This window comes from Rickettsia endosymbiont of Nabis limbatus, assembly GCF_965196655.1.
Classification (GTDB): Bacteria; Pseudomonadota; Alphaproteobacteria; order Rickettsiales; family Rickettsiaceae; genus Rickettsia.
In genome coordinates this window covers 1,362,851-1,387,214 of sequence record NZ_OZ239771.1, presented here as the reverse complement: position 1 = coordinate 1,387,214, position 24,364 = coordinate 1,362,851, and the positions used below count along the sequence as shown (strand labels likewise).

Here is a 24,364-nt window from a genome sequence, read left to right as displayed (position 1 = left end):
TCAGCTTATACGGCTTCCATTAAACAACCACTCTTGTTATCCCTATTTTCCAATGTGCAAATAAATTTGGGTTATGCAACGCAATATTTTGGATATACTTTATTGCTTTAATTTTATGCCTCGTATACCGTTTATATTTTCTCATTGCCCATTTTACTAAGATCTTAGTAAAATGTTGTAAAACCCATGCCAATTCTGATATACCATACTTACCATAATAGTTAATCCAACCTACTAGTTTAGGGTTACATACCCTAGCAATATCTTCTAAGCTTGATCCACTTCTTTTATATATTTGGTAGGTTCTTATCTTTTGGCGTATTTCTTTACAAGACTGTTTGCTAATTGCTGGATTAAATCCAGTAAAAATCCTATTCTCTTTACTATTCTTTACTGTTCTAGGTCTGAAAGTGTATCCAAGAAAGTCAAAAGATATGCTTGGATAATTATCCTTCCGTCTATTATCCTTACAGTAGATTATCTTTGTCTTCTCTAAATTCATTTCAATGCCACACTCTATAAATCTTTCAACTAGCTTAGATAATATTTCTTTCGCTTGATTTTCTGTTTTACAGTGAACAAGACCATCATCTGCATATCGACACCATTCAACTTTTGGATAATTTCTTTCCATCCATTTATCAAATGCATAATGCATGAACAAATTACTTAGCATTGGACTAATTACTCCTCCTTGAGGTACACCACAACTCTTAGTAACTATTTTCCTATCTGATTTTTGCATTGCTGCTTTTAACCATCTTCCTATGTATAATTCTATCCATTTATTATTATTGTGTTTCTTCAATGCGCTCATGATAAGTGCATGCTGTATATTGTCGAATAATCCCTTGATGTCAAACTCCAGTACCCAATTATTTTTCCAGCATCTCTGCCTTGTTACCTCTATAGCTTCTAAGGCTGATTTATTTGGACGATATCCATATGAATCCTTTATGTCATTGTCAAATAAAAAGGGACCAGTAAATTGCACGAAAAAGGGACCACTATATGTAAAAATTTTTATGTCAAATGACCTCCAAATTTATAGTTATTAATACGATAACTTTTACCTGTGATGTTTAGTATATGTGCATGATGTACTACTCGATCAATAATTGCATGAGTTAATAACTCATCAGCAAATATTTCATTCCATCTTTCAAAATCCTTGTTTGTGGTAATAATGGTAGATTTATTTTCATATCGTTTAGCAATAATATTAAAAAAATCATCTACTGAATGTTTTGGTAATTGCTTAAAACCTAACTCATCAAGAATTAATAAGTCAAATGATAAGAGTAATTTAACTTTTTTGTGATAGCTATTATCTGCTCTTGCAATATGTAAATTATAAAGCATATCCGATACCGTAGTAAAATATACAGAGTATTCTCGTGTTAAAGCTTTTAATGCTAATCCAATAGCAAGATGAGTTTTGCCAGTTCCAGAATTACCTATGAATATGACATTGCCCTTAGTATTAATATAATCACAAGTAGATAAATCACTTATTACTTTGGCATCAATACTTGGTTGGAACTGAAAATCAAAGTCTTCTAAATTTTTAGTGACTGGTAATTTAGCAGCACTTTTACGACGACGGTAATTATTATCCTTACGGTGAGATTTTTCATCTTCACATAATAGTGAGAGAAATTCTTTAAATCCTAGTTTATTATTTTGAGCATAAATAATCCTTTCATTTAAGCTATTGACTATACCTGATAATCTAAAACTACGTAGGTCATTAAGCAAGTTCTGCATTCTGACCTCCAAACTCTGGCAATGGTAAGTTTACTGCATTACTATTTAAGATATTTTTAATTTTAGAGTAAGAACTTATACCGTAATGTAATGCTCTATGACAAGCTTTATCTATTAACTCATCATTGTAAACCTTACGTAAAGAAATAATACCTCTAGCACAACGTTGCCAATCATTTACTCGTGTTTGTTGTAATAACTCTAATAATAAACTGCAATTATTTCCTATCTGCTGCATTTGTTGTTGATAATGTTCACTATATTCTATAAAACCTGGGCATAGACGTTTATATTTGGCATAATGAGACGGATTAGTGGTAAATATTCCTTTGCCATCTGTTCTAACGTGCCTTGCTATTAAATCATTTTGGATAGAAAATATTTGAACAAGTTTTGGTGATAATTGTACCAGTACCTCACTGTATATATATTTTGCCGGTACGGAATAATAATTATTATCTATGGTGATATGACAATCTTTTGCTACTTTTCGATTATGCCACGATGACAAATCAAACGTTTCTAATGGTAAAGGCATTAAATTATTACTTTCTTCTTGCTCAAATAGTTCCTGAGGAATTTTTTTAGTAGTACCATGTATTCGGTTATTTGCTTTATTTAACCAGTTAGCAAGATCATGTGTTAATTCTTCATATCTATGAAATTTACGTCCAGCAAAAAAATTATTTTTGACATACTTTATTCCTGATTCTACTTTGCCTTTTTCTTGAGGTTGATATACACGACAAGGAGAAAGTAAAATTCCATAATGATCAGCTAAACGTTTGTATTCCTTCTGATATACGGGCTCATAGAAATTGCTATCTACCACTCCAGCTTTAAGATTATCAAGTTTTATTACTTTTGGACTGCCAGCAAAATAATTAAATGCATTGATATGACATTGTATCCATGTTTGACAACTTTGATCAAACACTACTTCATAATAATCAAGGCGACTATAACTTAAACGCATATTAAATACATATGCTTTAACTCTACGCCCCTTAGAATTATACTGTAAGCCTATGTCACCAAAATCTACTTGTGCTTCCTCTCCTGCTAAAGTATGAAAACGAATGCAACTGTTATTTTGTATCTTATATTTTTTGATATAACGGGTTAGCGAACCATAACTTTTTGTATAACCTTGAATTTTTAACTCTTCAAAAATTCTTATGTAACTTAGATTCTTTTCTAATAACTCAATTATTTGTTCGTGCCAAGAATCCAGTGCTGAAGATCGTTCATAGGGTGCAGGAGATTCTGTACCAGACTCTACATAACGGTTTACTATTTTTCTTACTGTTTTACGGTCTATTCTCGTTAGTTTGGCAATATTTCTTTGACTATTGCCTTGCTTATAAAGGGTGATAATTGTTGTGTACATATTTATTCTTATCATTGTATCACTAGATATTTATTTTAATTAATTATCTAGTGAATATTGCACATTATAACCTTATTAGGTTACACCAAATTCTCTGGTCCCTTTTTCGTGCAATTTACTGGTCCCTTTTACTTTAGCAATGACAGAAGGAGTATATTTTTTATTTTCTAAAAATCTATTAATAACATCATGGCTACATTTCTTGGCATGTTCAGCGTAGTAGGTTAAACTATAATTCTTTTGGCTAATTGTTAAAAATTGACAGTAATCTACGCGAGTTTCGAATTAATATAGCATAGGATTTAGCATATCAAGAGAGATGTAATAGAAGGTTTATTATCAGACATTTGATAATTTATCAGTGCTGCAACCATATGCACAAAGGCATTTGTAACTGATCTATGCCTTGAATGCTCAAACTTCCCCAATAGTTTAATTTCAAAACTTACGCTATGAGTGGAAGAGTGATAAATTATTGTAAGAATAATTAAACATGTCAAAGAGGAACAGATTGCAAGCAATACCAATTAATAGAACAGATTACTGTCAATTTTTAACAATTAGCCAAAAGAATTATAGTTTAACCTACTACGCTGAACATGCCAAGAAATGTAGCCATGATGTTATTAATAGATTTTTAGAAAATGAAAAATATACTCCTTCTTTGTTATGGGAACACATTAAGAATGATGTTATCTTTTCATCTAACGGATATACAATATTTGATGATACGGTGTTAAACAAAAGGAACACAAAGAAAATAGAGGTTGCTAGATCGCAGTATAGTGGAGCTACAGGTGGAGTTACTACCGGTATAGGAGTAGTGAGTCTTGTATATTATAACCCCGATATTGATAAGTTTTGGGTAATAGATTATCGCATTTTTTCACCTGATCATGATGGAGCGACGAAACTAGATCACCTACTAAAGATGTTCAATAATGCTGTTTATAGTAAAAAGATTCCTTTTCAAACTGTACTTTTTGACACATGGTATGCTACACACAAAATTATGCAACATGTTGACTCCTTGGGCAAATATTATTATGCCCCTATTAAAGCCAATAGAAATGTTAGTAAAACGTGTGATTACGAGCCTTATAAAGCTGTTAGCAAGTTGACGTTTTCAGATGAAGAAATTAAGAATGGAATGGAGATTCATATAAAAGGATTTGCCAAAAATAAGCATGTTAATTTGTTTAAATTTACTGTTTCTACCAACAGAGTTGATTATGTTGTTACCAATAACAAAACTCAAAAATCTTCTAAAGCTGCACAAGATGAGTTTGGCTTGCGATGGGTAATTGAGAGCATGCATAGAAAAATTAAGCAACTGACTGGTATAGAACGTTACCAATGCAGAAAACAGCGTATCCAACGTAATCACATTAGTTGTGCATTTCTAGTTTGGGCTTTTCTCAAAAGAACTGCAAATAAAATAGGTAAAACGGTCTACCAAATAAAGTTAGGGCTTTTAGATGACTATATGCAACAACAGCTTCGTTCTCCATCTTTACGATATTTAGAACCAAACATAGCGTAAGTTTTGGTTATAATATGCTTTGGCTATGGTAGCAAATCATATAAGAATAATCACCGAAATTAGATAATGGTTGATAATATTAATGCTCCATATGTTCTCCTGTCAGTGTAAGTTGTTAGTATATGTTAATAAGTATTTAACAGGTCATTCAAAGTTAACTACAGTAAAATTATTTCTTTACACCTCGAAGAGGTAGCTATGAATATAAGGCTTTCACTAGGCGTGATGCAGCACTATAGTGTTGTATTTTATTTTTATAAAATTGTTCAGATAATATCTAAAAAAACGAACTGTTATAGCTTAATGCGATAAGGTAGTGACTTTTTTAAGAGCATAGTAAACCGCATCAAAAAAGTGCTCAAAATTAGAAACAGTTTTTCTTATTTCGTTCTTGATTTTAAACCAGTAATGCTCAATAGGATTTAAATCTTACTATTACCCACAATTATAAAATGCTGCTAGAGTATTCACTGATCATTTTAAATAAGAAGGATAGGCGATATGCAAGATATAGTAACATACGGGATAAATATATCAAGCACTGGTTGGTTAGAGAATGAGCTCAGGCATGTTGACTTTAAAGATAAAAGACTTATAAATCGGCTTATTAAAACCAGTAACTTACTTGATAGCAAAGCATCCGGCACAATAAATCAAAGTTGCAGATCCTGGAAAGATGCGAAGGGAGCTTACAGACTATTTAGCAATGATAAGTTTGATATAGATGAAGTCTATTCTTCGCATCATGTGGAAACACAAAATAGAATCCAAGGCAAAAATTTAGTGTTTGCAATTCAGGATACAACTTACCTGGATTATGACACTCATATTAAGACAAAAGGGCTAGGCAGTATCTCCAAAGCTTATACAAAGCACAAACAGGGTCTTATTATGCATAGTACTATTATAGTGACGCCAGGAGGTCTGCCTTTAGGCCTTACCTCTCAGCAATGTTGGGCACGTATCGCAAGGGAAGAGGATCAGAAGGAAAAAGCAAGGCGTAAGTATATCACTCACATCAAAGATAAAGAAAGCTATAAATGGATTAACGCGTTTGAGGAAACAATTGCCAATATTCCTGAAAATACTAGAGTTATTACGGTTGGAGATAGAGAAGCAGATATCTTTGATTTGTTATGGAAAATTGAAGAATCAGCTGCAGAATTTGTAATTCGCAACAGACAGGATAGGAAATTTATTTGCCCGGAAAATGGTAAAACAAAAATACAAACGAAAATAAGTAAGCTACAGTCCAAGAAAGAGATTAGACTGAAAATCCCAGGCAATGGACTTCATAAAGCAAGAAAAGCAAATGTTGAAATTAAATACACATATGGGCACATACCAATTAGGTCTGTATCTTTATATGGCCCTGAAAATACTGATCACAAAATCAGTGACAAATTAGCTGTTTATGTTGTAAGCGCTAAAGAAATTAATGCCCCTGTTGGAGTAGAGGCAATCGATTGGACTATACTGACCAACATCCCCGTGAGTAGCTTTGAAGATGCTGTTGAGCGTATAACTTGGTATAAGCTAAGATGGAAAATAGAAGAATATTTTAGAGTTCTGAAATCAGGATGCAAGATAGAAGCCTCTCGCTTATCTGCCGAAACAAAGCTACAAAAATTAATTGCCATAAAAAGCCTCATTGCTTTTAAAATTTTATATTTATCAAAAATAGCCTCAACTTGTCCTGAAGAGAGCTGCGATAGCATACTTACCACCCAAGAATGGAAAACGCTTTATATGCGCGTGCACAGAACAAATAATACTCCTGGCAAGCCTCCAAATATAAAAGAAGCTATTATTTTGCTTGGTAAATTAGGAGGCTTTATGGCAAGAAAGAGTGATGGGTTGCCCGGAGCAATGTCTTTATGGCGGGGATATGAAATCCTTCAAGAGAGCGTAATGATGCTATCAATTGTTAGTGGTAAAATTTGTGGGTAATAGTAAGGATTTAAATCAGGAGAGTAAGTTGGTAAAAATAAAATACTGCAACCAAAAGATTCAATTAACGTTTTCACTTTTGTACTTTTATGAAAATTAATATTATCCATTACTACTATCTGACCAGGCTTTAACTCTTTGATCAATATCTCTTGTACATAAGTTTCAAAAATGTCCTTATTACATGTCCCATCAAATATTATTGGGGCAATAATATCTTTGGCAGACACCCCAGCAATCATACTAATCAGTGATTTATGTTGATAGACCCTTTCACCATAACATCTTTGACCGATAATGCTCCACCCGTGTTCTCTACAGCTATTATCTTCTATCCCAGATTCATCGATAAATACTAAATCTTGTTTGTCTATAGTTTTTAGTTTCAATATAAACTCATTCCTTAGACCAACATCTCTTTTGGGATGAAGAAAAGTTTTTTTTATAACTATAACCTAATTTATTAAGCAATCTTGATATCGTACTTGCAGATACTTTTTGACTCCAGTTGTTAGCTAGTTCCATGGTGGTTTTATCAAAATTTAATTCTATAAATTTTTTAAATCCCTCTATGTCTCTTATTATTCTACGATGTCCTGTATGATAACCACTTTTTGCTTTGATATCGCCGGTTTGTTTCTTTAATTTTTTCCATTCTATTATAGTCTTCCTACTAATAGAGTATATCTCAGAAGTCTCTTTTATTGTTTTACCATCTGTTAAACTTTTTATTACGGGACTGTTGCGAGATGAGAGGGTAGCAGGTATAATAAAAAAATAAAAAATATGTTTATATGTCAGAGTATCAAATGCTAATGGTAAGTTTAGATGAGTTAGTAAATGCGGATCATCAATATCGTAAATTCAAAAGTTTATTCAAATTCAAAGCAGTTGAAGCTGAGTTATTAGCATTAGAATGCGAAGCTAATTATAAAGGATATGGTATAGAGAGGCTGTTTAAATGTTTGCTGCTACAATTTATGGAAGACTTATCTGATCGGGAATTAGAACGTTATTTAGCTGATAGCACAGCGGCGAAATGGTTTTGTAATTTTGCTCTTACAGAAAAGACACCTGATTATAGTGTATTTAGTAAAATACGTAAAAAAATAGGTACTAATTTACTATCAAAAATATTTACAAAATTCCGCGATCAACTACGAGTACAAGGCTATATGGGTGAAGTATTTACCTTTGTAGATGCTTCTCATTTAATCTCAAAAGCTAATCTCTGGGAGGAACGTGATAAACTAAGAGCACAAAAATATGATAAATTGAATAATGAGACTTTGCCTAAGGTTGCAAAGGATAAACAAGCCAAAATTGGCTGTAAGGGAGGGAATAAATTTTGGTATGGTTATAAAAAACATGTGAGTGTTGATATTCAATCAGGCATGATCAATAAGGTTGCAGTTACCCCTGCAAATGTTACCGATAGCAAAGGTTTTAAGCATGTTATGCCAAGTTCTGGTGCTACATATGTTGATAAAGGTTATTGTACAATCTCTACCAAGAATGCAGCAGCTAAAAAGGGAGTCCATCTTTGTGCAATAAAGAAAAATAATATGAAAGATAAGAATTTTGACCTTGATAAATATTATACGAAAATCAGAGCACCTTTCGAGATGGTATTTTCAAAAGATAATAAGCGGGTTAGATATATAGGAATTGCCAAAAATCAATTCTCCGAATTTATGAATGCCATATGTTTTAATTTAAAACGATTAGTGGTTTTAACAACTTTAATGGCTTAAAGAAATTTATTAATAAAAATTCTAACTCTGTAAACAAATCTCTATTAAATTACTACACTATTGAATAACATTTATCTCTATATTAAACAGAATTTCTTTTTTAAAATATTTATTACCTCCTTTCCTCTTATTTTACTATCAAAAATTATCTTTCAACGACCCCATTACTCGTATTCTTAAATCGTATGAATATGCCTTTGCCATAAGTTTTTCATTTAGTATAATCTAACTCATACTCTAAGTCACTATCTTATCGCATTAAGCTATACCTTGACATCGTAAAGGTCAGAGGTTCGATCCCTCTATCGCCCACCACCTTTCCTCCAGGGTTTTCATAATCTACTAATTTTAGCCTCATACCTCGTATGCTCACTATATGCTCATCACGTTTTGAAAAATAGTACTATAATTGCCTTGTGTGCCTCTTATAAACTGATGTTTAAGTTGAGGTCTTATGCACACTATATGCTGCTCACATTTCACTCCTGATTGTGTAATCCATAATGAGAGTGATAAAAATCCCACTATTTTCTACAATTTTGTTGGTAATTTTATTCCACCTGAATGGAATAATCTGACCTCTAATAATGGTAAAATCTTAAGCAAAACTGCAAGACAGCTACTATCTCTAATAGTCTTTCGCTTGCAAATCTATCATAATAATAGCATTGATGAACTTCAGGAAACTTATCACTTCTTTCAAGAGTCCCTAGGTGTGTGTCAAGAACGAGTACGACAATGCTTACTTGAATTACAAAAAAGTAGCTTTATTAAAGTTTATAATGCAACAATCGTGAAATATGGTATTAAATGCCGTAATACTCCTTGTATTAAGTTAGCTAGAAATTTCCAGCCTGCTTCTAACAAAATACCATCTGAAAATGAAAAAAATTTTGTACCTACTCCAAAAAACTTTGGGGTCAAACCCAAAGAAATTTTGCCTCAACCCCAAAAAAGTTTGGATAAGACAATATATATAGATAATAATAAAAATATATCTAATAAATCTAGATCTACCGAATCTACAATTTTTCAAAATGAAAAAAATGAATCTAATTACAATAACCAAACTCAGTTACAAGAACAACAACTTGAAACAAATTTACAATTCAAAACAGCAAGCTCAAGCAACACTCAACAACAAACTGATAATACCAGTTCATCTAGTGCTAATATCACAACAGGTGCTACACCGATTAATACTGCACTGCAAGCAGTTATTGATAACATTTCTAAAAAACGCGAGTTTCGTATTCAAAAAGTCGCTGTATAGCTGATAAACAGTGGGTTACGGGGATATTGATAATACTGTTTTTGTTATAAAGTGAGTACAAAATACAAATTGCTAATTAAAATATGGTATTTATAGTATAAGAAAAAAGTTTATAGGTTATTGAAAAAACTTTAAGAGCAATAACCTATGATAATGGATTTTACAGAAATATTTTGTTACGTCGATGATTTTTTTCAAGAATTAGACAAGCATACAAATTCAATTACTAACCATAACAACAAATCTGGTCCTAAAAGTCGACTTAACAGAAGTGAGGTAATAACAATTATAATAGGCTACTGGCAGTCATCTTATGATTGTTTTAAGAATTATTATCTGAAGCAAATATGGATTTATCATCAAAGAGATTTTCAATTAGTAAGCTATAGTCAATTTATAAAAATAATAGGTCCACATTTACCACTATTAGTACTGATATTCAATTCTATTTTGGATCAGTGTGATGGCCTTTCTTTTGTAGATTCAAGTAGTATAGAGGTATGTAAGAGATACCGTATTTCAATGAATAAAGTGTTCGCCGGCATAGCAGCACGCAGTAAGACAACAAAAGGTTGGTTCTATGGACTTAAACTACATCTAATAATTAATAGAGCCGGTGGTATAGTTAAAGCATCTTTTAGCCCTGGCAATAAGGATGATAGAAAACAGCTGGAACTGATGATCAAAAATCTTTTTGGTAAAGTATTCGGAGATCGTGGTTATATTTCACAACAATTATTTCAACAACTTTTAGAGCAAGGAATTTTTATGGTAACTAGGGTAAAGAAAAATATGAAAAATAAACTTATGTCTATGTTGGATAAAATATTATTGCTTAAAAGAGCATTAATAGAATCTGTGTTTAGTAAAATTAAACTATTGGGGAAGTTTGAGCATTCAAGGCATAGATCAGTTACAAATGCCTTTGTGCATATGGTTGCAGCACTGATAAATTATCAAATGTCTGATAATAAACCTTCTATTACATCTCTCTTGATATGCTAAATCCTATGCTATATTAATTCGAAACTCGCGTTAAAAAATATAATCCTACAGAATCAAGTAGCAATAATGCTGCAATTAGTGCTATTAATCATAAAAGCTGGTTCAAAAGAAAGAAATTAGCAGATTTTTATCCATTAAGCCAAGAAGATGCTGATTTACTGCAAGTAAAATCAAATCGTGAATTTAATCTGGAATTTATTAATAAATTACTCTTAAAGCTTGCAGGAGAATATTCCAATCACCATTTTGGCCATAAGAAAGTGTTACTAAACTATATGGCTAAAGCTTTAGCTCATGAGTTACGTGAAACTACTAAAGCTAATAATGCTACATTTCAGTTTAAATCTAGTGACTTAAACAACACTAAAGAACAATATCTAGATAAGATAGAAAGTAGCCTTGATACTAGCTTGCAAGCTCAGCTAAAACGTAAAATTGTTGGTAGTTTTGATCCTGATTCAGCTTATAAATTACTAAGCTCCTGCTTATTTATTGGGGTAGTAGGTAATAGCTATCAAATAAAACTGCTTAAAACTATTACGCTTTCAGAAAATGCACAAGATAAAATACTACAGCAAGTACAAATGATCTATGGCAGTAATATTGGACAGTTGCAAATCATACAATTTGCTGAGCTTGAAGCGAAGCAGAATAATACTGAAGATGAAAAACAAAATTATCTATTGCAGCTAAGCAAACAATTAAATCGTGATTCAGTATGGTACAGGGTACGGAAATTTCTCATTGAACGTTATAACCAATATATTGATTTTGGGGTATTAAGTAAATTAGTGGTGGTACAGGAAGATATAGTCAACAAAAAGGTAATCCTCAAATCAACAACGGCTTTTAATGATTACTATGTTAGAAATCGTCATATGCAAGATCTAGAAGAAGCTTTTAAGACTCAAGATTATTACTTTGAATTAATCAAGTTTGAATATAACTAAGCTATTGTGGTAATTGATAATTTGTAATAACTACTTCGTCAGATATTTTATTATGTTCAGGCATGGAATATTTAACCTTAATAGTACTAATATTAAAATTCTTGTATAAGTTTCTAATAAAAGGAGTGTCACTATTAGAAATCATTATGTTAACATTTTTATCATTGAGTTCTGTAGCAAAATCTCGAAGTCTCGTTTGCTCATTTTCATCAAAGGGTAATCTGGTATAAAATTTCTCACCTGACTTATGATAAGGAGGATCAAAATAAACAAAATCACCTTTTTGTGGTTCAATGAAAGAAAAATCCATAGCACAAATAGATGTGCCAGCTAAAAGCTGACTGCACTGTTTTAATCTAAAGGCAAGATCAGATTTACTATAATTCCTACCAGAGAAAGTTTGAGCTGGTTTGCCATCAATATTAATCCGGTAAATGCCTTTAAATGAATATCTATTAAGATAGATAAATCTTGCAGTAATCTTCGCTGGATCGTTACTGTCATTATTACTTCTAACTTGGTAATAATGCTCTTTAGAATGTTTTTCTTTATGAGAGTCTAATAGCTTACTGACCTTATCTGGATTCTTCTTAACCGCATTATAGGACGTCACTAGCTCTAGATTAATATCAGATAGGAAGCAATGTTTAAATTTATCTCTAACTTGAAAAAATAAAGCCCCACCACCAAGAAATGGTTCATAGTAGTTGTTTAATTTCGCAGGAATAAATTTAATTAATTGATCAACTATTTTTCTTTTACCGCCAACCCATTGTAGAAATGGTTGTGTTTTGTTTGAGTTATTTACTGACATGAAATTATGATTAAAATATTTATACTATAATTATAGTATAAAGTAGGCTTAAATGCCAGCAAAATGCTGTATTCAAAGGAATTCTTGATGCTTGCTGTAGCATCATTAATGCTGATTTTGATTTGCATGTAATAGATAAAGAGCTGAGCTAACAAATAATACAATTTAGCTATGTCTCATTTATGCAGCTCTTTGCCCAATTGTATAAAAATCTGTCAAAAAAGCTCTTAAATCCTCTGTACTTCATGGAATAGTTAGGATATCTGTCCTTGTGAGGGCTGCATGGTGCAGCTCTAGTTCAGAGGTTAAATTAAAACTGTAAAATTTTAGCACTTTAACCTCTGAGCTGTTTTTTTTAACTTCAACAGCAAGGAAATGCTATGACAATTAATAATCAAGATCAACCAAAAGATAATCATAATATTACTAAAACAAATTGGAATCTTCAATTATCTCCCATATCTGTCACATTAATACCATATCAGCAAGAAGAGAATATCATTAACTCGACGATCACAAATTATACTGATATAATTAAATATAAATTAGAATTACAAGAAGCAAATAATAAATTGAAAGAATCTGAGTTATTTAAAAGAGATGTGGTGCAAAATATGGTACATGGATTAAAGATTCCATGTAATGGGATTTTTTCATTAGTAACAGCTCTTTATGAAATAGAAGATAATCCTGAAAAAAAGGATTATTTAGCTAGTGTGGTAAGTTGTGCTGAAGAATTACTGGATTATTATAACAATATACTTAGTTATCTACAGAATAATTCTGGACTACCTCCTATAGTTTTAAATAAGTTTGATCCAAAACAGTTGGTAAATAAGATTATTGATAAAGCGATGCCAATAGCTCAACGTAAGGGATTAAATTTATCTTGTAATTTTCAGTATGATTTAACAAATGCTATAATTAGTGATACTTATAGAATAGGAGCAATATTAGAACAGTTAATAGATAATTCTATTAACTTTACTAAAGCAGGAAAAGTTGTGGTAACAGTGAACATGTTTGCTATTAGTCCAGCCGTTTCAGAATCAGAACAACAAAACAGAGAAATGGTATTCCAATTTATGGTGCATGATAGTGGCATTGGTCTGTCTAAAGAAATCAGGCAACATCTTCATGAAAAGATTGATAAATTTGATGTTGCTAGTCAATATCATGGACTTGGCTCAGGATTAAGTTTTGTAAAACGTCTAATTGGTGAGCTCAATGGAGAGATTGAAGTAACAAGTGAAAAAGGTAAAAGTACTACTATCGTCTGTAATATACCAATTAAGTTGCCTCTTCTTGATGATCTGATTTATGATACATAATATTGATATTGATAAGGTTTTGATGATAATACACACACAAATTATCTCTAAAAGTAGAGTTTTAAAAGTACTCTATTAATTAACAAGTATGATTTTCTTGATTATTGCTATGATTCTTACTACACTTAAAATAATATTAGGGATGGATAGATGGCAAAAAATCAAGAAAATCATCAAAAAACTATAGCTCCTATTGTAGAAAAGTTAAACTTACCTAAAGGTATAGATATTGAGCTAGACAAAGTAAAAATTATAGATCTATCAAATTGCCGATATAGTAAAAGGCTATTGACTAAGATCATGCTTATTAATAAGATTTCTGAGAACAAAGTTGATCTTAGTAAAATTAAAAAAGCAATTTATTTTGCTAAAAAATATCATGGTGGGCAAAAACGAGAAACAGGAGAATTTTATTATTCACATCCTTTAGAAGTAGCATATATGGTTTCTGATTATTTATTTAGAACAGATATCATAGTAACTAGCATATTGCACGATTGTATTGAAGATACGTTACTTACTAAAGAAATGATTATAAAAGAATTTGGTTATAAAATTGCCAATCAGGTTGAAGATTTAACACGAATTAAAAATGATAAAAAAATTAGTTCAGCAGAAATAGTTAAGATATTATATCAGCAAAAGAAAAAAGAGTTGCTATTAATTAAATTATGTGACCGATTACATAATATACAAACAGTAGGAGCTAAATCTCCTAAAAAAGGGTGGAAAACGATTTTAGAAACTTTACAATCTTTCTTAACTATTGCTACTTATCTCAAAGTGCCAATAGTCACAAATCAATTACGCACACATTGCTTAAATATAATTATAAGTTACAAAGAATCAAATTTATATAATAATATAGCAAGGATTTAAAATATATTATATGAAAAATATGTTGTTATTACAATTATAGAATAAATTAGATAGTATATAGTAAAATATTTAAAGGTATCATTTAACACAAAGCAGGAAAAAAGTGGTGATATTAAGAATTTTTTAAAGATAAAGTGATTTAAGCTATACCATATATAAAAACAATAAGAAAAAGAAATTTTAATTACAACTTATAAATGATTCAATCCCTCCTAGGTTGTATTCCCTATGGCTTGTTACGATTATTTTTAATGAAGCCAGAGCGATCCAAAGGAAAATTTACCAATACCCCATAGGTTATAGATAGCCTGTTACACACTATAAACCATATCACCTCACACTTCAATAATGAGTTTCAAATCCACATCATCTTCAGTATGAATTTCTTTAATCTGTTTGTAGAAACTTAAAAATTTGTTTTCACCCTCTTCGTTCTATGTCATACTTCATTATGATAACATTCTATTGTTAGTAAAATGAATAAAAAAGTTTGTGTTATAGGCTTAGGTCATATAGGTTTTCCCATTATGTGTATTTTAGCAAATTCTGGTTATTCAGTTCTTGGAGTAGATATTGATAAAAAAGTAGTATCAAAAATCAATGCAGTTAATTACATGACTCATGAAACAGCATTAAAGGATTTATTTATTAAAGGAATATGTAAGAGAAATCTTAAAATATCAACAAAGGTTGAACATTCCGATATCTATGTAATTACTGTACAGACTCCTCTAAATTTAGAAAATAAACCAGATATCTCTTACGTCAGTGCAGCGATTGAATCTATTATACCGTATCTTAAAACTGATAATTTAATTCTTATTGAATCGACATGTCCTATAGGGACGACCGAGATGATGGCTAAACAACTTCGCATAGTTTGTTCTAATATATTTATAGCTTATTGTCCAGAAAGAATATTACCAGGTAATATTCTTTCTGAATTAATATATAATGATAGAATTGTAGGGGGCATAGATAATAAATCTGGGACACGAGCAGCTGATTTTTATAGATCATTTATTCATGGTGAGATAGAAGTAACTGATTCAAAAACAGCAGAAGCGGTTAAGTTAGCAGAAAATACCTATCGCGATATTAACATTGCCTATGCTAATGAATTGTCTATGATTGCCGATCATATTAATGTGAATATAAATGAACTCATTAGTCTAGCGAACAAACATCCTCGTGTAAATATTTTACAACCAGGTCCAGGAGTTGGAGGTCATTGTATAGCTATAGATCCATATTTTTTGGCACACTCAGCATCAGAATTTGCCCAGTTAACATTAAAAGCAAGGGAAGTTAATATTAATAAAGCTAGTTGGGTAATTCAGAAAATAAAAAAAGTAGCAAAAGAAAATAATGTTCGCATTATAGCTTGTTTGGGTCTTACTTACAAACCTAATGTACCTGATACCAGAGAATCACCGGCTATAATAATAACTGAGACCCTGAAACAAGAATTTGATGTTATTGTTTTTGATCCATATGTTAAAAATATAAAATCAATAAATAATACGCTACTAAAAGTAGATATGATAGTTATATTAGTTGCCCATAATGAATTTTTAGATATACCTCATTATTTATTTCATGAAAAAATTTTTCTTGATTTTACTGGAGTATTAATAAAATGAAAAAAATAATGATAGTAATAGGAACACGACCTGAGGCAATAAAACTTGCACCTATCATTGCAGCTTTTGAAAATAATAAATATTTCTCTTATGAGATATGTATGACTGGACAACATACGTCTTTACTTGATTCTGTTCTTTCAGATATGAACATTAAAGTCAGTTATAAATTTCAATCTACAGAAAGCAAAGGATCTCTGTGCCACAGTGCAACACATATGTTGTCAGGATTTAGTAATACATTAGAAAAATCAAGACCAGATTTAATTATTGTTCAGGGAGATACTACAACAGCTTTTGTAGCAGCTCTTGCTAGTTTTTATTCAGGGATAGCAGTAGCACATATTGAAGCAGGTTTACGAACAGATAACATATATTCACCATGGCCTGAGGAGATACATAGATGTTTTATAGATAAACTAAGTACTTATTTTTTTGCACCAACTAATCGAGCAAAAATTAATCTTATTAAGGAAGGAGTACCAATTGATAAAATTTGGGTAGTAGGTAATACATCCATAGATGCAGTAAGACTTATAAATAAAAAATTATGTGGATTAAAACCAGATTATAAAACTAAATTTATCTTAGTTACAATTCATAGAAGAGAAAACTATGGCGAACCACTAAAAGAAGTATGTAATGCTTTACGTAATATTGCGAAACAATTTCTAGATATAAACATAATGTTCTGTTTACACCCCAATCCTTCTATAAGTGAACATGTAAAAACATTATTATCAAATATAAGTAATATTAATTTAATTTCACCAATAAATCATATATCATTTATTAAGCTTCTAAAAGAATGTCTTTTTGTAATAACTGATTCTGGGGGCATACAAGAAGAAGTAACATTTATTGGAAAGCCTGCACTTATTGTTAGAGATATCACTGAAAGACCAGAAGTAATTGAAAATAACATAGCTATATTAGTAGGAACAAAAGCAGTTGATATTATAAATATCTGCAATAGGTTATTAAAAAATCCGGATTTGCTAGCTGTAATGTCAAAAATATGTTTTCCTTATGGAGATGGTTACGCAGCAAAGAAAATAGTTAATATCTTAGAACAAGAATTAAAAAAGAACTAAATATGACAAAATTAGGTATTTTATTTTTTGCTGATCGTCTTCCTCCTTTAATTGGAGGAATGGAAATGCATGCAAAATATTTCATAGAATATTTTATTAATCATTCTCAATTTCCTATTTTAAGTATAATTACAAAAAATCTTAAAGGACAAGATTGTATTATATTAGATGGAAAACTTAAGGTAATAAATTTAAATAAATTAGCTAGTTTATTTAATCCAGCTATTATATTTTTTAATAGCGGCAGATGGATAGAGGACCTTAAAGAACTTCGTGATATATTCCCAAAAGCGAAATTTATATACCGTACGGGTGGGAATGAAATTTTAAAAGCTTCTCTGATTAGCAAAACAATTCCAAATTATATTATGCGTCGATCATATTGGGTCGATATTTTAAATAACACTATAGATTTATTAATAACAAATTCTACTTATACGGAAACTCGTTTAAGTCAAATTGGCATAAAATGTCCTTTTACCCGTTTTGTAGGCGGGGTCAATGTATCTGTATTAAAAGCAGCAAGAATTTTAGATAATAAACCTTTTACTATCTTCTGTGCTGCTCGTTTTGTTCCATATAAAAATCATTCATTAATGATATCTTTGGTTCACGAGTTAGTATTAAGAGGTTATAGCTTTAAAGTGAGATTAGCTGGAGAAGGACCTTTACTAGCACAAGTTAAAAAACAGGTGGATAAGAATAATCTGAATTCAATTATAGAGTTTCTTGGAGTACTAGAAAATGAAAAAATATGTGAAGAGATCATTAATGCAGATATTTACATGCAATTAAGTTGTGATAAAGTAACAGAAGTTCCTGGTGGTTCATATATTCATTCAGAAGGAATGGGGCGTTCTATTTTAGAGGCTTTAACAGCAGGCACTTTTGTAATAGCTGGTAATAGTGGAGCTTTACCAGAGATTATTACATCTAATAATGGATTATTACTTGACTTTAATGATTTTCAACAAATAGTTAATCAAGTTGAACAGATTTTAAAATATCCTAAAGTTAAAAAGCCTTTGGATGATAAATTTTGTTGGTTAAAAATTTTCAAAGGTTATGAAGAATTATTTAAGCATCACAAATGAAAATATTATTAGTTACAGAAAAATTTAGTCCTGATAACACCCAGCGTGATGGTGGTGCTAGGCTGGTAGACACCCTAAAACAAGGTTTTAAAAATCACTTAAGTATAATGCAGTTTGGAGGACAAACTAATTCACCAGCAACTTGGAGTTTTGATTATCCTGTGAATGTGGATAATCGATTTGAAAAAAGACTTGCTAATGCTGAGTTTATTGCACAAAAAGTAAAAGCTGTTGAACAACAATTTACTCATATAGTTTTTATCCATATATCAATGCAATTTGGTTTTATTGATATTAAATTACGAGAAAAAATAAAAACATGGACATTTCCTATGTTCTTGACCCCTTCTTACCAAGCATCTGGTGAAGATGTGCCACTTAAATATACAGAGAGGGAATTTTTAACTCTAGCTGACACTCAAAACATCTTAACACCAAGTTACTTAGAAAAAAAACAATTAATAGAATTTTATTCTGTTCCAAAACAAAAAATTCAAGTAGTGCCTAGAGGTGTAGATACAAGTTTACTAATACCTAAAATTCGTTTTTTAAATACAGTCCCAGAGTTTTGTAGCGTTGGTAGTATCAAACCTCAAAAAAATATTCTCGGATTAATAGATTTATTTGCTACAGTAAAAAATAGATTGCCTGAAGCAATACTTCGTGTAGTTGGACCAGTTCAGAATCAGGGATATTATAATGCAGTTAAAAATAAAATTGAAAAATTAGGTCTTGATAAGGTTATAGAATTTACAGGCTATATACCTTCAGCTAAACTTGCATCTATTATTGAAAATGCACATATTCACATATCCACCTCAATGTGTGAAACATTTGGTCGCTCAATTTTTGAAACACTTGCTTCTGGTATACCAAATATAGTAATGGTACAAAATAATGCTGCTGCTGAATTTTTATTAAATTTGCCTTATGCAAAATTTGTAAATGATACAAGTGAAGCACTAGATGCTATAGAACAGGTCTTTAATAATCTTCCTAAATTATCAGAAATGGCACTTGAAATTGGCAAATTATACAGTGATACAATCCTTGGTAAACTACTTGTAGCAAAGATTTGTAATAAAGAAGTAATAGCTATAAGCGATTTTGACGGCACACTATTTCATAAAAACAATTCTGAAAAAACAAAAAACTGTGTATTAAAGTTTCAGCAATTTTCAAAAAAAGTTATATGTAGTGCACGTCCACTTGACTATTTAGTGCAAGAAATTAAACATATTAATTTAAAAGTAAATTGGATTATATCTTATAGTGGTGCTGTAATATCTGATGGTGAAGGTAATATATTATTTATTACACCAATTGATTTAGAAGATGTTAGAAGATTAGAAGCGATGGTACCGGAAGCAAAAAGAGTAATTATAGAAGATAAAATAGTCCAAATGTCAATGTCAGCACATTTAGTGCCAGATATTTTTGATTTAAATGTTGAAATTTATCAGGGAACTGCTTTTGTTGCAAGTTGGCATTCTTCAAAATTACGTGCAATTAATAAACTTTTAAATCATATTAATTGGTCTGGAACAGTAGAAGCGTTTGGAGATAGCAAATATGACCAAGAATTTTTAACTTATTTTGATGGAACGCTTGTTAAAACCAATAATAAGGCATAAAATTAATTCATGGCTTAATAAATATGGAGGAATTTTATGAGTAATACGTATTATAAAGGTTATTGGATGGTAACAAATCGTTGTAATTTAAGATGTAGTTACTGTGTACTCGAAGATGCACCTCACCAACTTAAAGCAGAACTTGATCTAGAATCTAAGAAAGAACTAGTGAGTCATTTATATCATAAACTTAAATTTCGTCGTCTTACATTATCAGGTGGAGAAGTAATTATTTTTGGTAAACATCCACCAAAAGAATGCATTGAATTACTTCGCCATATTCGAACATTTCGTTCAGATGATCCAGTTAAAAACTTAGGAATAGAACTTTATACGAATGGTACTTATTTAGATGAAAATGTTGTTAATGAAATGAAAGGGGTAGTTGATATTGTTGCTGTTACGATTGATAGTACTGAAGATAGCTTTTTAACAGAAATTGGGAGAAATTTTGGTAGATATAAAGAGTATTATAAAAATATAATGAATAAATGTAGCTTAATTTCAAAAGCTGGTATTGAACTAAAGTTTCACAGTGTTATTAGTACTAAAAATCATTTAGTATTGTCAAGTCAAGTAAAAGATATTCTTAATGCTTTAGAAAGTGTTGGGGGTAACTTATCCTGCTGGAAATTCTATCAGTATATGTCATATGATAATCCTGAAAAGGATAATATTCATGCAATATCACCTACAATGTATAAAAAGTTTAAAGATAATACTATGAAAGCCTTATCAGGAAGAAAAACAAGGTTGCATTTTAAGGATAATAACGAAATGAATGCTTCACTATTTAATATCTTATCTTATGGTAACGCCCAATATATGAGAGATGATGATACATGGTCAACTAGTAAACGTACTGAAGACTTGCGCTCATATAATTCAATGTCAGAATTATTTACAAAACATGATATTAACAAAGAACGTTTCCATAAGTTTCATGAGATATGCTTATGAGTGTTATAGTAACTGTTGATCTTGATTGGGCATGTGAATATGCTATAGAGGAAACCTTAGCTTTTTTAGAAGATAGAAAGATTGTTCCTACTATTTTTAGTACTCATAATTCATCCATAGTAGAATCTATGCTAAATAAAATTGAAGTAGGACTCCATCCATATTTTAATTCAAATTCATCACATGGAACTACATTTTCAGAAGTAGTAAAATATGTTATGAATTTACCACATAATTTAGCAGCTTTTCGTTGTCATAGATTTGCTACATGTAATTTATCTAAGAAACTTATGTTTGAAGCTGGTATGTTAATTTCATCAAATGTATGTACAGATCTAGAAGTCATTACTCCTTTTAAAGATAGATTTGGTTTACTTGAAGTTCCTATTTTTTTAGAAGATGGTGGATATTTATGGCGTAACCATCCTATGCAAATAGATAAAGAGTTAATGAATACTATTTTAGATCAATTAATTAAAGTTATTGTGATCCATCCTATGCATTTTACTATAAACACCCCTTATTTTGCTTACATGTATGATATCAAAAAATCAGTAAGTCGGAAAGAATGGCAAAATATGACTAAATATACCATTAATAAACTACGATGGGAAGGCTATGGAATAAGAAATTTTATTACTGAATTATTAGAGATAGTACCAAAAACTTCATCTTTGAAGTCATTAATTACCACGAGTTAAGATTGCATAATCATTCATAATAGTTGCCTTCATTATAAAATCAAATCGGTCTACTTCAAGGCAGCGAAAAAAATCTTCTTTTGGATATTGCCATTGGTCCTGGGAAAAAAAGTATTTTCCTGAACCTTCTAGAAGAATAGGTAAAAATTTGATTAATTCTAACTCCTTCCCATGAATTAAGGCCTTAATATATTCAGCACAAATATTGTCTTCTAGGGAAGGTGTATTTCCCTCATGTCCCATAGGAATTATTATAATTTCTGTATTTGGGAGTGTTTTAATATATTCAGCAGTAGCACTTGCATTTATAAAACCTGCAGCAAGTACTATGTTTGCTTCTTTGGCTAACAAGATTCCACTAGCTCCTGCTGCTGTTCTATGTAATACATTTTTACCAATTATAGTAATATCTTGAACTCTTGTTGGCGAATTTGGAACATCATAAGTAAGATTTACTCCTTTTTCTGCTTTTCCAATTAATACAGGATTATTAAAATTTGATATCAAACGAGAAACAACAGCACTATCACTTGCTAATATATATGTCACTGGATTATGATCTAGTACATAAGCAGCTGTAGTAAAAGCACGGAATACATCAATAATTACTATTACCTGCTTTTTGATCTGTTCATCAAATCTCAATTGTGTTGGTCTCATTATATATATTTTCTGACTACTGGAGTCAGATAATGGAACAGTCTTTTTTATTTCTGTACAACTACTCAATATAAATAATATAATAATTAAGTGATAATATTTACGCATAAGAGAAATTAACATTTTATTTAGTTTTTAAATATTAATAATATAATATACTTTCATGTATCTTAGTAATAAGTTTATTCTTTTATATGTTGATGTTTTCTGCTACTATTGTAAGCAGTTTTCATCCTTTTGCATATAACTATTCTATAAAATTATTTTTAGATAACATGTCAATTAGTGATAATCTAGCCTACCATGATATCATGTTTCCTATCTTCCTTTTTCTTACAACACAATTATCTTTAACAATTATATGGAGAATAAGTGATATAATAGAATGGAAAACGATACCTTATGTTAGAAGATCAATTTTCCTAAAAACTTATGATTATATTCAACACCATTCTTACTCTTTTTTTCAAGATAATTTTTCTGGAGTGATTAGTAGTAAAATAAAAGGCATTTTAGATTGTTATGATCGTTTGTTTGCTGAAATGCATCATGGATTATTAGCAAAAATCTTAACAATAATTATTAATTTTTTTGTACTTTTTATGGTACATCCTAATCTAGGATTATTTATCTTTATTTGGAGTGCTATATATGTTTCTGTCATGTATAAACTGTCAATAAAACTAAACCAATTATCTTTTGAAGAAACAGAAAGTAGACATAATTTAATTGGACAAATTTCAGATAAAATTACTAATATCTTTTCTATTATATTATTTTCTGCAAAAAAAAGAGAGATGCAAGCATTAGATAACAAATTATTTAATGATTTTATTCCAAAGCAAATTCAAGTTTATAAACATAATTTTGTTATTCAAATCATTAGTGGGATTCTCTACTTTATTATGTTTGCATTTATCTTATTTTACATGATTCATTTAAGAATACATGAATTAATTTCTATTGGAGACTTTGCTTTTGTATTTGGTATTTCCTTGATTATGGTAGAAGATATTTGGCATACAACAATCTCTTTACAGGATTTTACACATGTAGTAGGTGAGCTAAAAAGTGCTCTTACCGTTTTATATGTGCCACAACAAAATTTAGATAGACAAAATGTACAACAACTTATAATTAAAGAACCAAAAATAGAATTTAAAAATATTAGTTTTGGTTATGATAGAACTGATTCTATTTTTAATGATCTTAACTTGGTTATAAAGGCAGGTGAAAAAGTAGGATTAGTTGGCAAGTCAGGTGTTGGCAAATCTTCTTTAATAAATCTTTTATTGAAGTATTTTAAAAGTACTAAAGGACAAATTCTTATTGATAACCAAAATATTGATAATGTGACACAAGATTCATTGAGAGAAAATATTGCATTAATTCCTCAAGATATTCTGTTATTTAACAGAACTCTTATGGAAAATATAAAATATGGCAAACCAGATGCTTCAGATGAAGAAGTGATTAAAGCTAGTAAGAAAGCTTTTATACATGAGTTTATTATAAATCTACCTAATCAATACAATACTTGTGTTGGAGAAAGGGGTATAAAATTATCAGGGGGACAAAGACAAAGAATTGCAATTGCAAGAGCTATTCTAAAAAACTCTCCTATCCTTATTCTTGATGAAGCAACTTCATCACTTGATGGTCAAATAGAAAAAATGATTCAAAGAAGCCTGAGTGTTTTAATTGCAGATCATAAAAAGACTGTTATTGCTATTGCACATCGTCTCTCTACTCTAAAACATATGGATAGAATTATTGTTTTAAATAAAGGTAAAATTATTGAAGAAGGAACACACAACACATTAATGTCATTGCTAAAGTAAAAGGGACCAGTAAATTGCACGAAAAAGGGACCAGAGAATTTGGTGTAACCTAATAAGGTTATAATGTGCAATATTCACTAG

Annotated in this window: 20 protein-coding genes and 4 pseudogenes; 15 read left to right on the top strand and 9 right to left on the bottom strand. The window is 30.4% G+C overall.

Going from position 1 to position 24,364, the window contains the following annotated elements; genetic code table 11:
• Positions 1-19: 19 nt before the first annotated feature.
• The 5 genes and pseudogenes from ACOAL3_RS08020 to ACOAL3_RS08005 form a co-directional block, all read right to left on the bottom strand.
• On the bottom strand, positions 20-994 hold the full coding sequence (locus ACOAL3_RS08020; protein WP_419234785.1) for a reverse transcriptase domain-containing protein: 975 nt from the start codon (positions 992-994) through the stop codon (positions 20-22).
• A 29-nt stretch (positions 995-1,023) separates the two neighbouring features.
• Positions 1,024-1,767 (bottom strand): IS21-like element helper ATPase IstB, encoded by a 744-nt coding sequence (gene istB, locus ACOAL3_RS08015; RefSeq protein ID WP_419234522.1) that lies wholly within the window; start codon positions 1,765-1,767, stop codon positions 1,024-1,026.
• A complete protein-coding gene (istA, locus tag ACOAL3_RS08010) occupies positions 1,751-3,157 on the bottom strand; it encodes an IS21 family transposase (RefSeq protein WP_419234561.1) in 1,407 nt (468 codons plus the stop codon). The genes istB and istA overlap by 17 nt, the downstream gene beginning before the upstream one ends.
• A 138-nt stretch (positions 3,158-3,295) precedes the next feature.
• Positions 3,296-3,406 (bottom strand): annotated as a pseudogene (locus tag ACOAL3_RS10935) (IS701 family transposase); the annotation flags it as partial.
• A 53-nt stretch (positions 3,407-3,459) separates the two neighbouring features.
• Positions 3,460-3,597, bottom strand: a pseudogene (locus tag ACOAL3_RS08005) (IS982 family transposase); the annotation flags it as partial.
• A gap of 71 nt (positions 3,598-3,668) precedes the next feature.
• Between ACOAL3_RS08005 and ACOAL3_RS08000 the strand changes: the two are divergent.
• Positions 3,669-4,700 (top strand): IS701 family transposase, encoded by a 1,032-nt coding sequence (locus tag ACOAL3_RS08000; RefSeq protein WP_473198142.1) that lies wholly within the window; start codon positions 3,669-3,671, stop codon positions 4,698-4,700.
• A gap of 501 nt (positions 4,701-5,201) precedes the next feature.
• Positions 5,202-6,650, top strand: coding sequence for an IS4 family transposase (locus ACOAL3_RS07995; protein WP_419234585.1), 1,449 nt, complete (start codon positions 5,202-5,204; stop codon positions 6,648-6,650).
• Here the strand turns inward: ACOAL3_RS07995 and ACOAL3_RS07990 are convergent.
• Complete coding sequence (locus ACOAL3_RS07990; RefSeq protein WP_419234784.1) at positions 6,599-7,039, bottom strand: IS630 family transposase; 441 nt, start codon at positions 7,037-7,039, stop codon at positions 6,599-6,601. The genes ACOAL3_RS07995 and ACOAL3_RS07990 overlap by 52 nt on opposite strands.
• 7 nt (positions 7,040-7,046) lie before the next feature.
• The gene (locus tag ACOAL3_RS07985; RefSeq protein ID WP_419235585.1) at positions 7,047-7,328 is read right to left on the bottom strand and encodes a COG3415 family protein; all 282 of its coding nucleotides are present in this window, start codon (positions 7,326-7,328) and stop codon (positions 7,047-7,049) included.
• Positions 7,329-7,444: 116 nt separating this feature from the next.
• Here ACOAL3_RS07985 and ACOAL3_RS07980 point away from each other — a divergent pair, with 116 nt between their 5' ends.
• From ACOAL3_RS07980 to ACOAL3_RS07965, 4 genes and pseudogenes are all read left to right on the top strand, one after another.
• Positions 7,445-8,404, top strand: coding sequence for a transposase (locus ACOAL3_RS07980; protein ID WP_419234543.1), 960 nt, complete (start codon positions 7,445-7,447; stop codon positions 8,402-8,404).
• A 454-nt stretch (positions 8,405-8,858) separates the two neighbouring features.
• Positions 8,859-9,647 (top strand): annotated as a pseudogene (locus tag ACOAL3_RS07975) (hypothetical protein); the annotation flags it as partial.
• 177 nt (positions 9,648-9,824) lie between these two features.
• Entirely contained in the window at positions 9,825-10,682 is an 858-nt protein-coding gene (locus ACOAL3_RS07970) for an IS982 family transposase (RefSeq protein ID WP_419234519.1), read from the top strand.
• A 92-nt stretch (positions 10,683-10,774) separates the two neighbouring features.
• Positions 10,775-11,632: pseudogene (locus ACOAL3_RS07965) on the top strand (hypothetical protein); the annotation flags it as partial.
• A 1-nt stretch (position 11,633) separates the two neighbouring features.
• Here the strand turns inward: ACOAL3_RS07965 and ACOAL3_RS07960 are convergent.
• A complete protein-coding gene (locus ACOAL3_RS07960; protein WP_419234783.1) occupies positions 11,634-12,446 on the bottom strand; it encodes a DNA adenine methylase in 813 nt (270 codons plus the stop codon).
• Positions 12,447-12,826: 380 nt separating this feature from the next.
• On the opposite strand from ACOAL3_RS07960, the gene ACOAL3_RS07955 reads away from it, so the two are divergent.
• The 8 genes from ACOAL3_RS07955 (at position 12,827) to ACOAL3_RS07920 (ending at position 21,782) form a co-directional block, all read left to right on the top strand.
• Positions 12,827-13,777 carry a sensor histidine kinase gene (locus ACOAL3_RS07955; protein WP_419234782.1) on the top strand — a complete coding sequence of 317 codons (951 nt, stop codon included), beginning with the start codon at positions 12,827-12,829 and terminating at the stop codon, positions 13,775-13,777.
• Positions 13,778-13,927: 150 nt separating this feature from the next.
• On the top strand, positions 13,928-14,656 hold the full coding sequence (locus ACOAL3_RS07950; protein ID WP_419234781.1) for an HD domain-containing protein: 729 nt from the start codon (positions 13,928-13,930) through the stop codon (positions 14,654-14,656).
• A 476-nt stretch (positions 14,657-15,132) separates the two neighbouring features.
• Positions 15,133-16,299, top strand: coding sequence for a nucleotide sugar dehydrogenase (locus ACOAL3_RS07945; protein ID WP_419234780.1), 1,167 nt, complete (start codon positions 15,133-15,135; stop codon positions 16,297-16,299).
• The gene (gene wecB / locus ACOAL3_RS07940; protein ID WP_419234779.1) at positions 16,296-17,393 is read left to right on the top strand and encodes a non-hydrolyzing UDP-N-acetylglucosamine 2-epimerase; all 1,098 of its coding nucleotides are present in this window, start codon (positions 16,296-16,298) and stop codon (positions 17,391-17,393) included. Before ACOAL3_RS07945 ends, wecB begins: the two co-directional genes overlap by 4 nt.
• Before the next feature lie 2 nt (positions 17,394-17,395).
• Positions 17,396-18,487 (top strand): glycosyltransferase family 4 protein, encoded by a 1,092-nt coding sequence (locus ACOAL3_RS07935; RefSeq protein WP_419234778.1) that lies wholly within the window; start codon positions 17,396-17,398, stop codon positions 18,485-18,487.
• Positions 18,484-20,121 carry a glycosyltransferase gene (locus ACOAL3_RS07930; RefSeq protein WP_419234777.1) on the top strand — a complete coding sequence of 546 codons (1,638 nt, stop codon included), beginning with the start codon at positions 18,484-18,486 and terminating at the stop codon, positions 20,119-20,121. Before ACOAL3_RS07935 ends, ACOAL3_RS07930 begins: the two co-directional genes overlap by 4 nt.
• A gap of 36 nt (positions 20,122-20,157) precedes the next feature.
• Positions 20,158-21,081, top strand: coding sequence for a radical SAM protein (locus ACOAL3_RS07925; protein ID WP_419234776.1), 924 nt, complete (start codon positions 20,158-20,160; stop codon positions 21,079-21,081).
• On the top strand, positions 21,078-21,782 hold the full coding sequence (locus tag ACOAL3_RS07920) for a polysaccharide deacetylase WbmS family protein (protein WP_419234775.1): 705 nt from the start codon (positions 21,078-21,080) through the stop codon (positions 21,780-21,782). The genes ACOAL3_RS07925 and ACOAL3_RS07920 overlap by 4 nt, the downstream gene beginning before the upstream one ends.
• Here ACOAL3_RS07920 and ACOAL3_RS07915 read toward each other — a convergent pair.
• Positions 21,765-22,442 (bottom strand): 2-phosphosulfolactate phosphatase, encoded by a 678-nt coding sequence (locus ACOAL3_RS07915; protein ID WP_419234774.1) that lies wholly within the window; start codon positions 22,440-22,442, stop codon positions 21,765-21,767. The two genes, ACOAL3_RS07920 and ACOAL3_RS07915, sit on opposite strands and share 18 nt — an antisense overlap.
• 194 nt (positions 22,443-22,636) lie before the next feature.
• Here ACOAL3_RS07915 and ACOAL3_RS07910 point away from each other — a divergent pair, with 194 nt between their 5' ends.
• The gene (locus ACOAL3_RS07910) at positions 22,637-24,283 is read left to right on the top strand and encodes an ABC transporter ATP-binding protein (RefSeq protein WP_419234773.1); all 1,647 of its coding nucleotides are present in this window, start codon (positions 22,637-22,639) and stop codon (positions 24,281-24,283) included.
• The last annotated feature ends 81 nt before the right edge of the window (positions 24,284-24,364 follow it).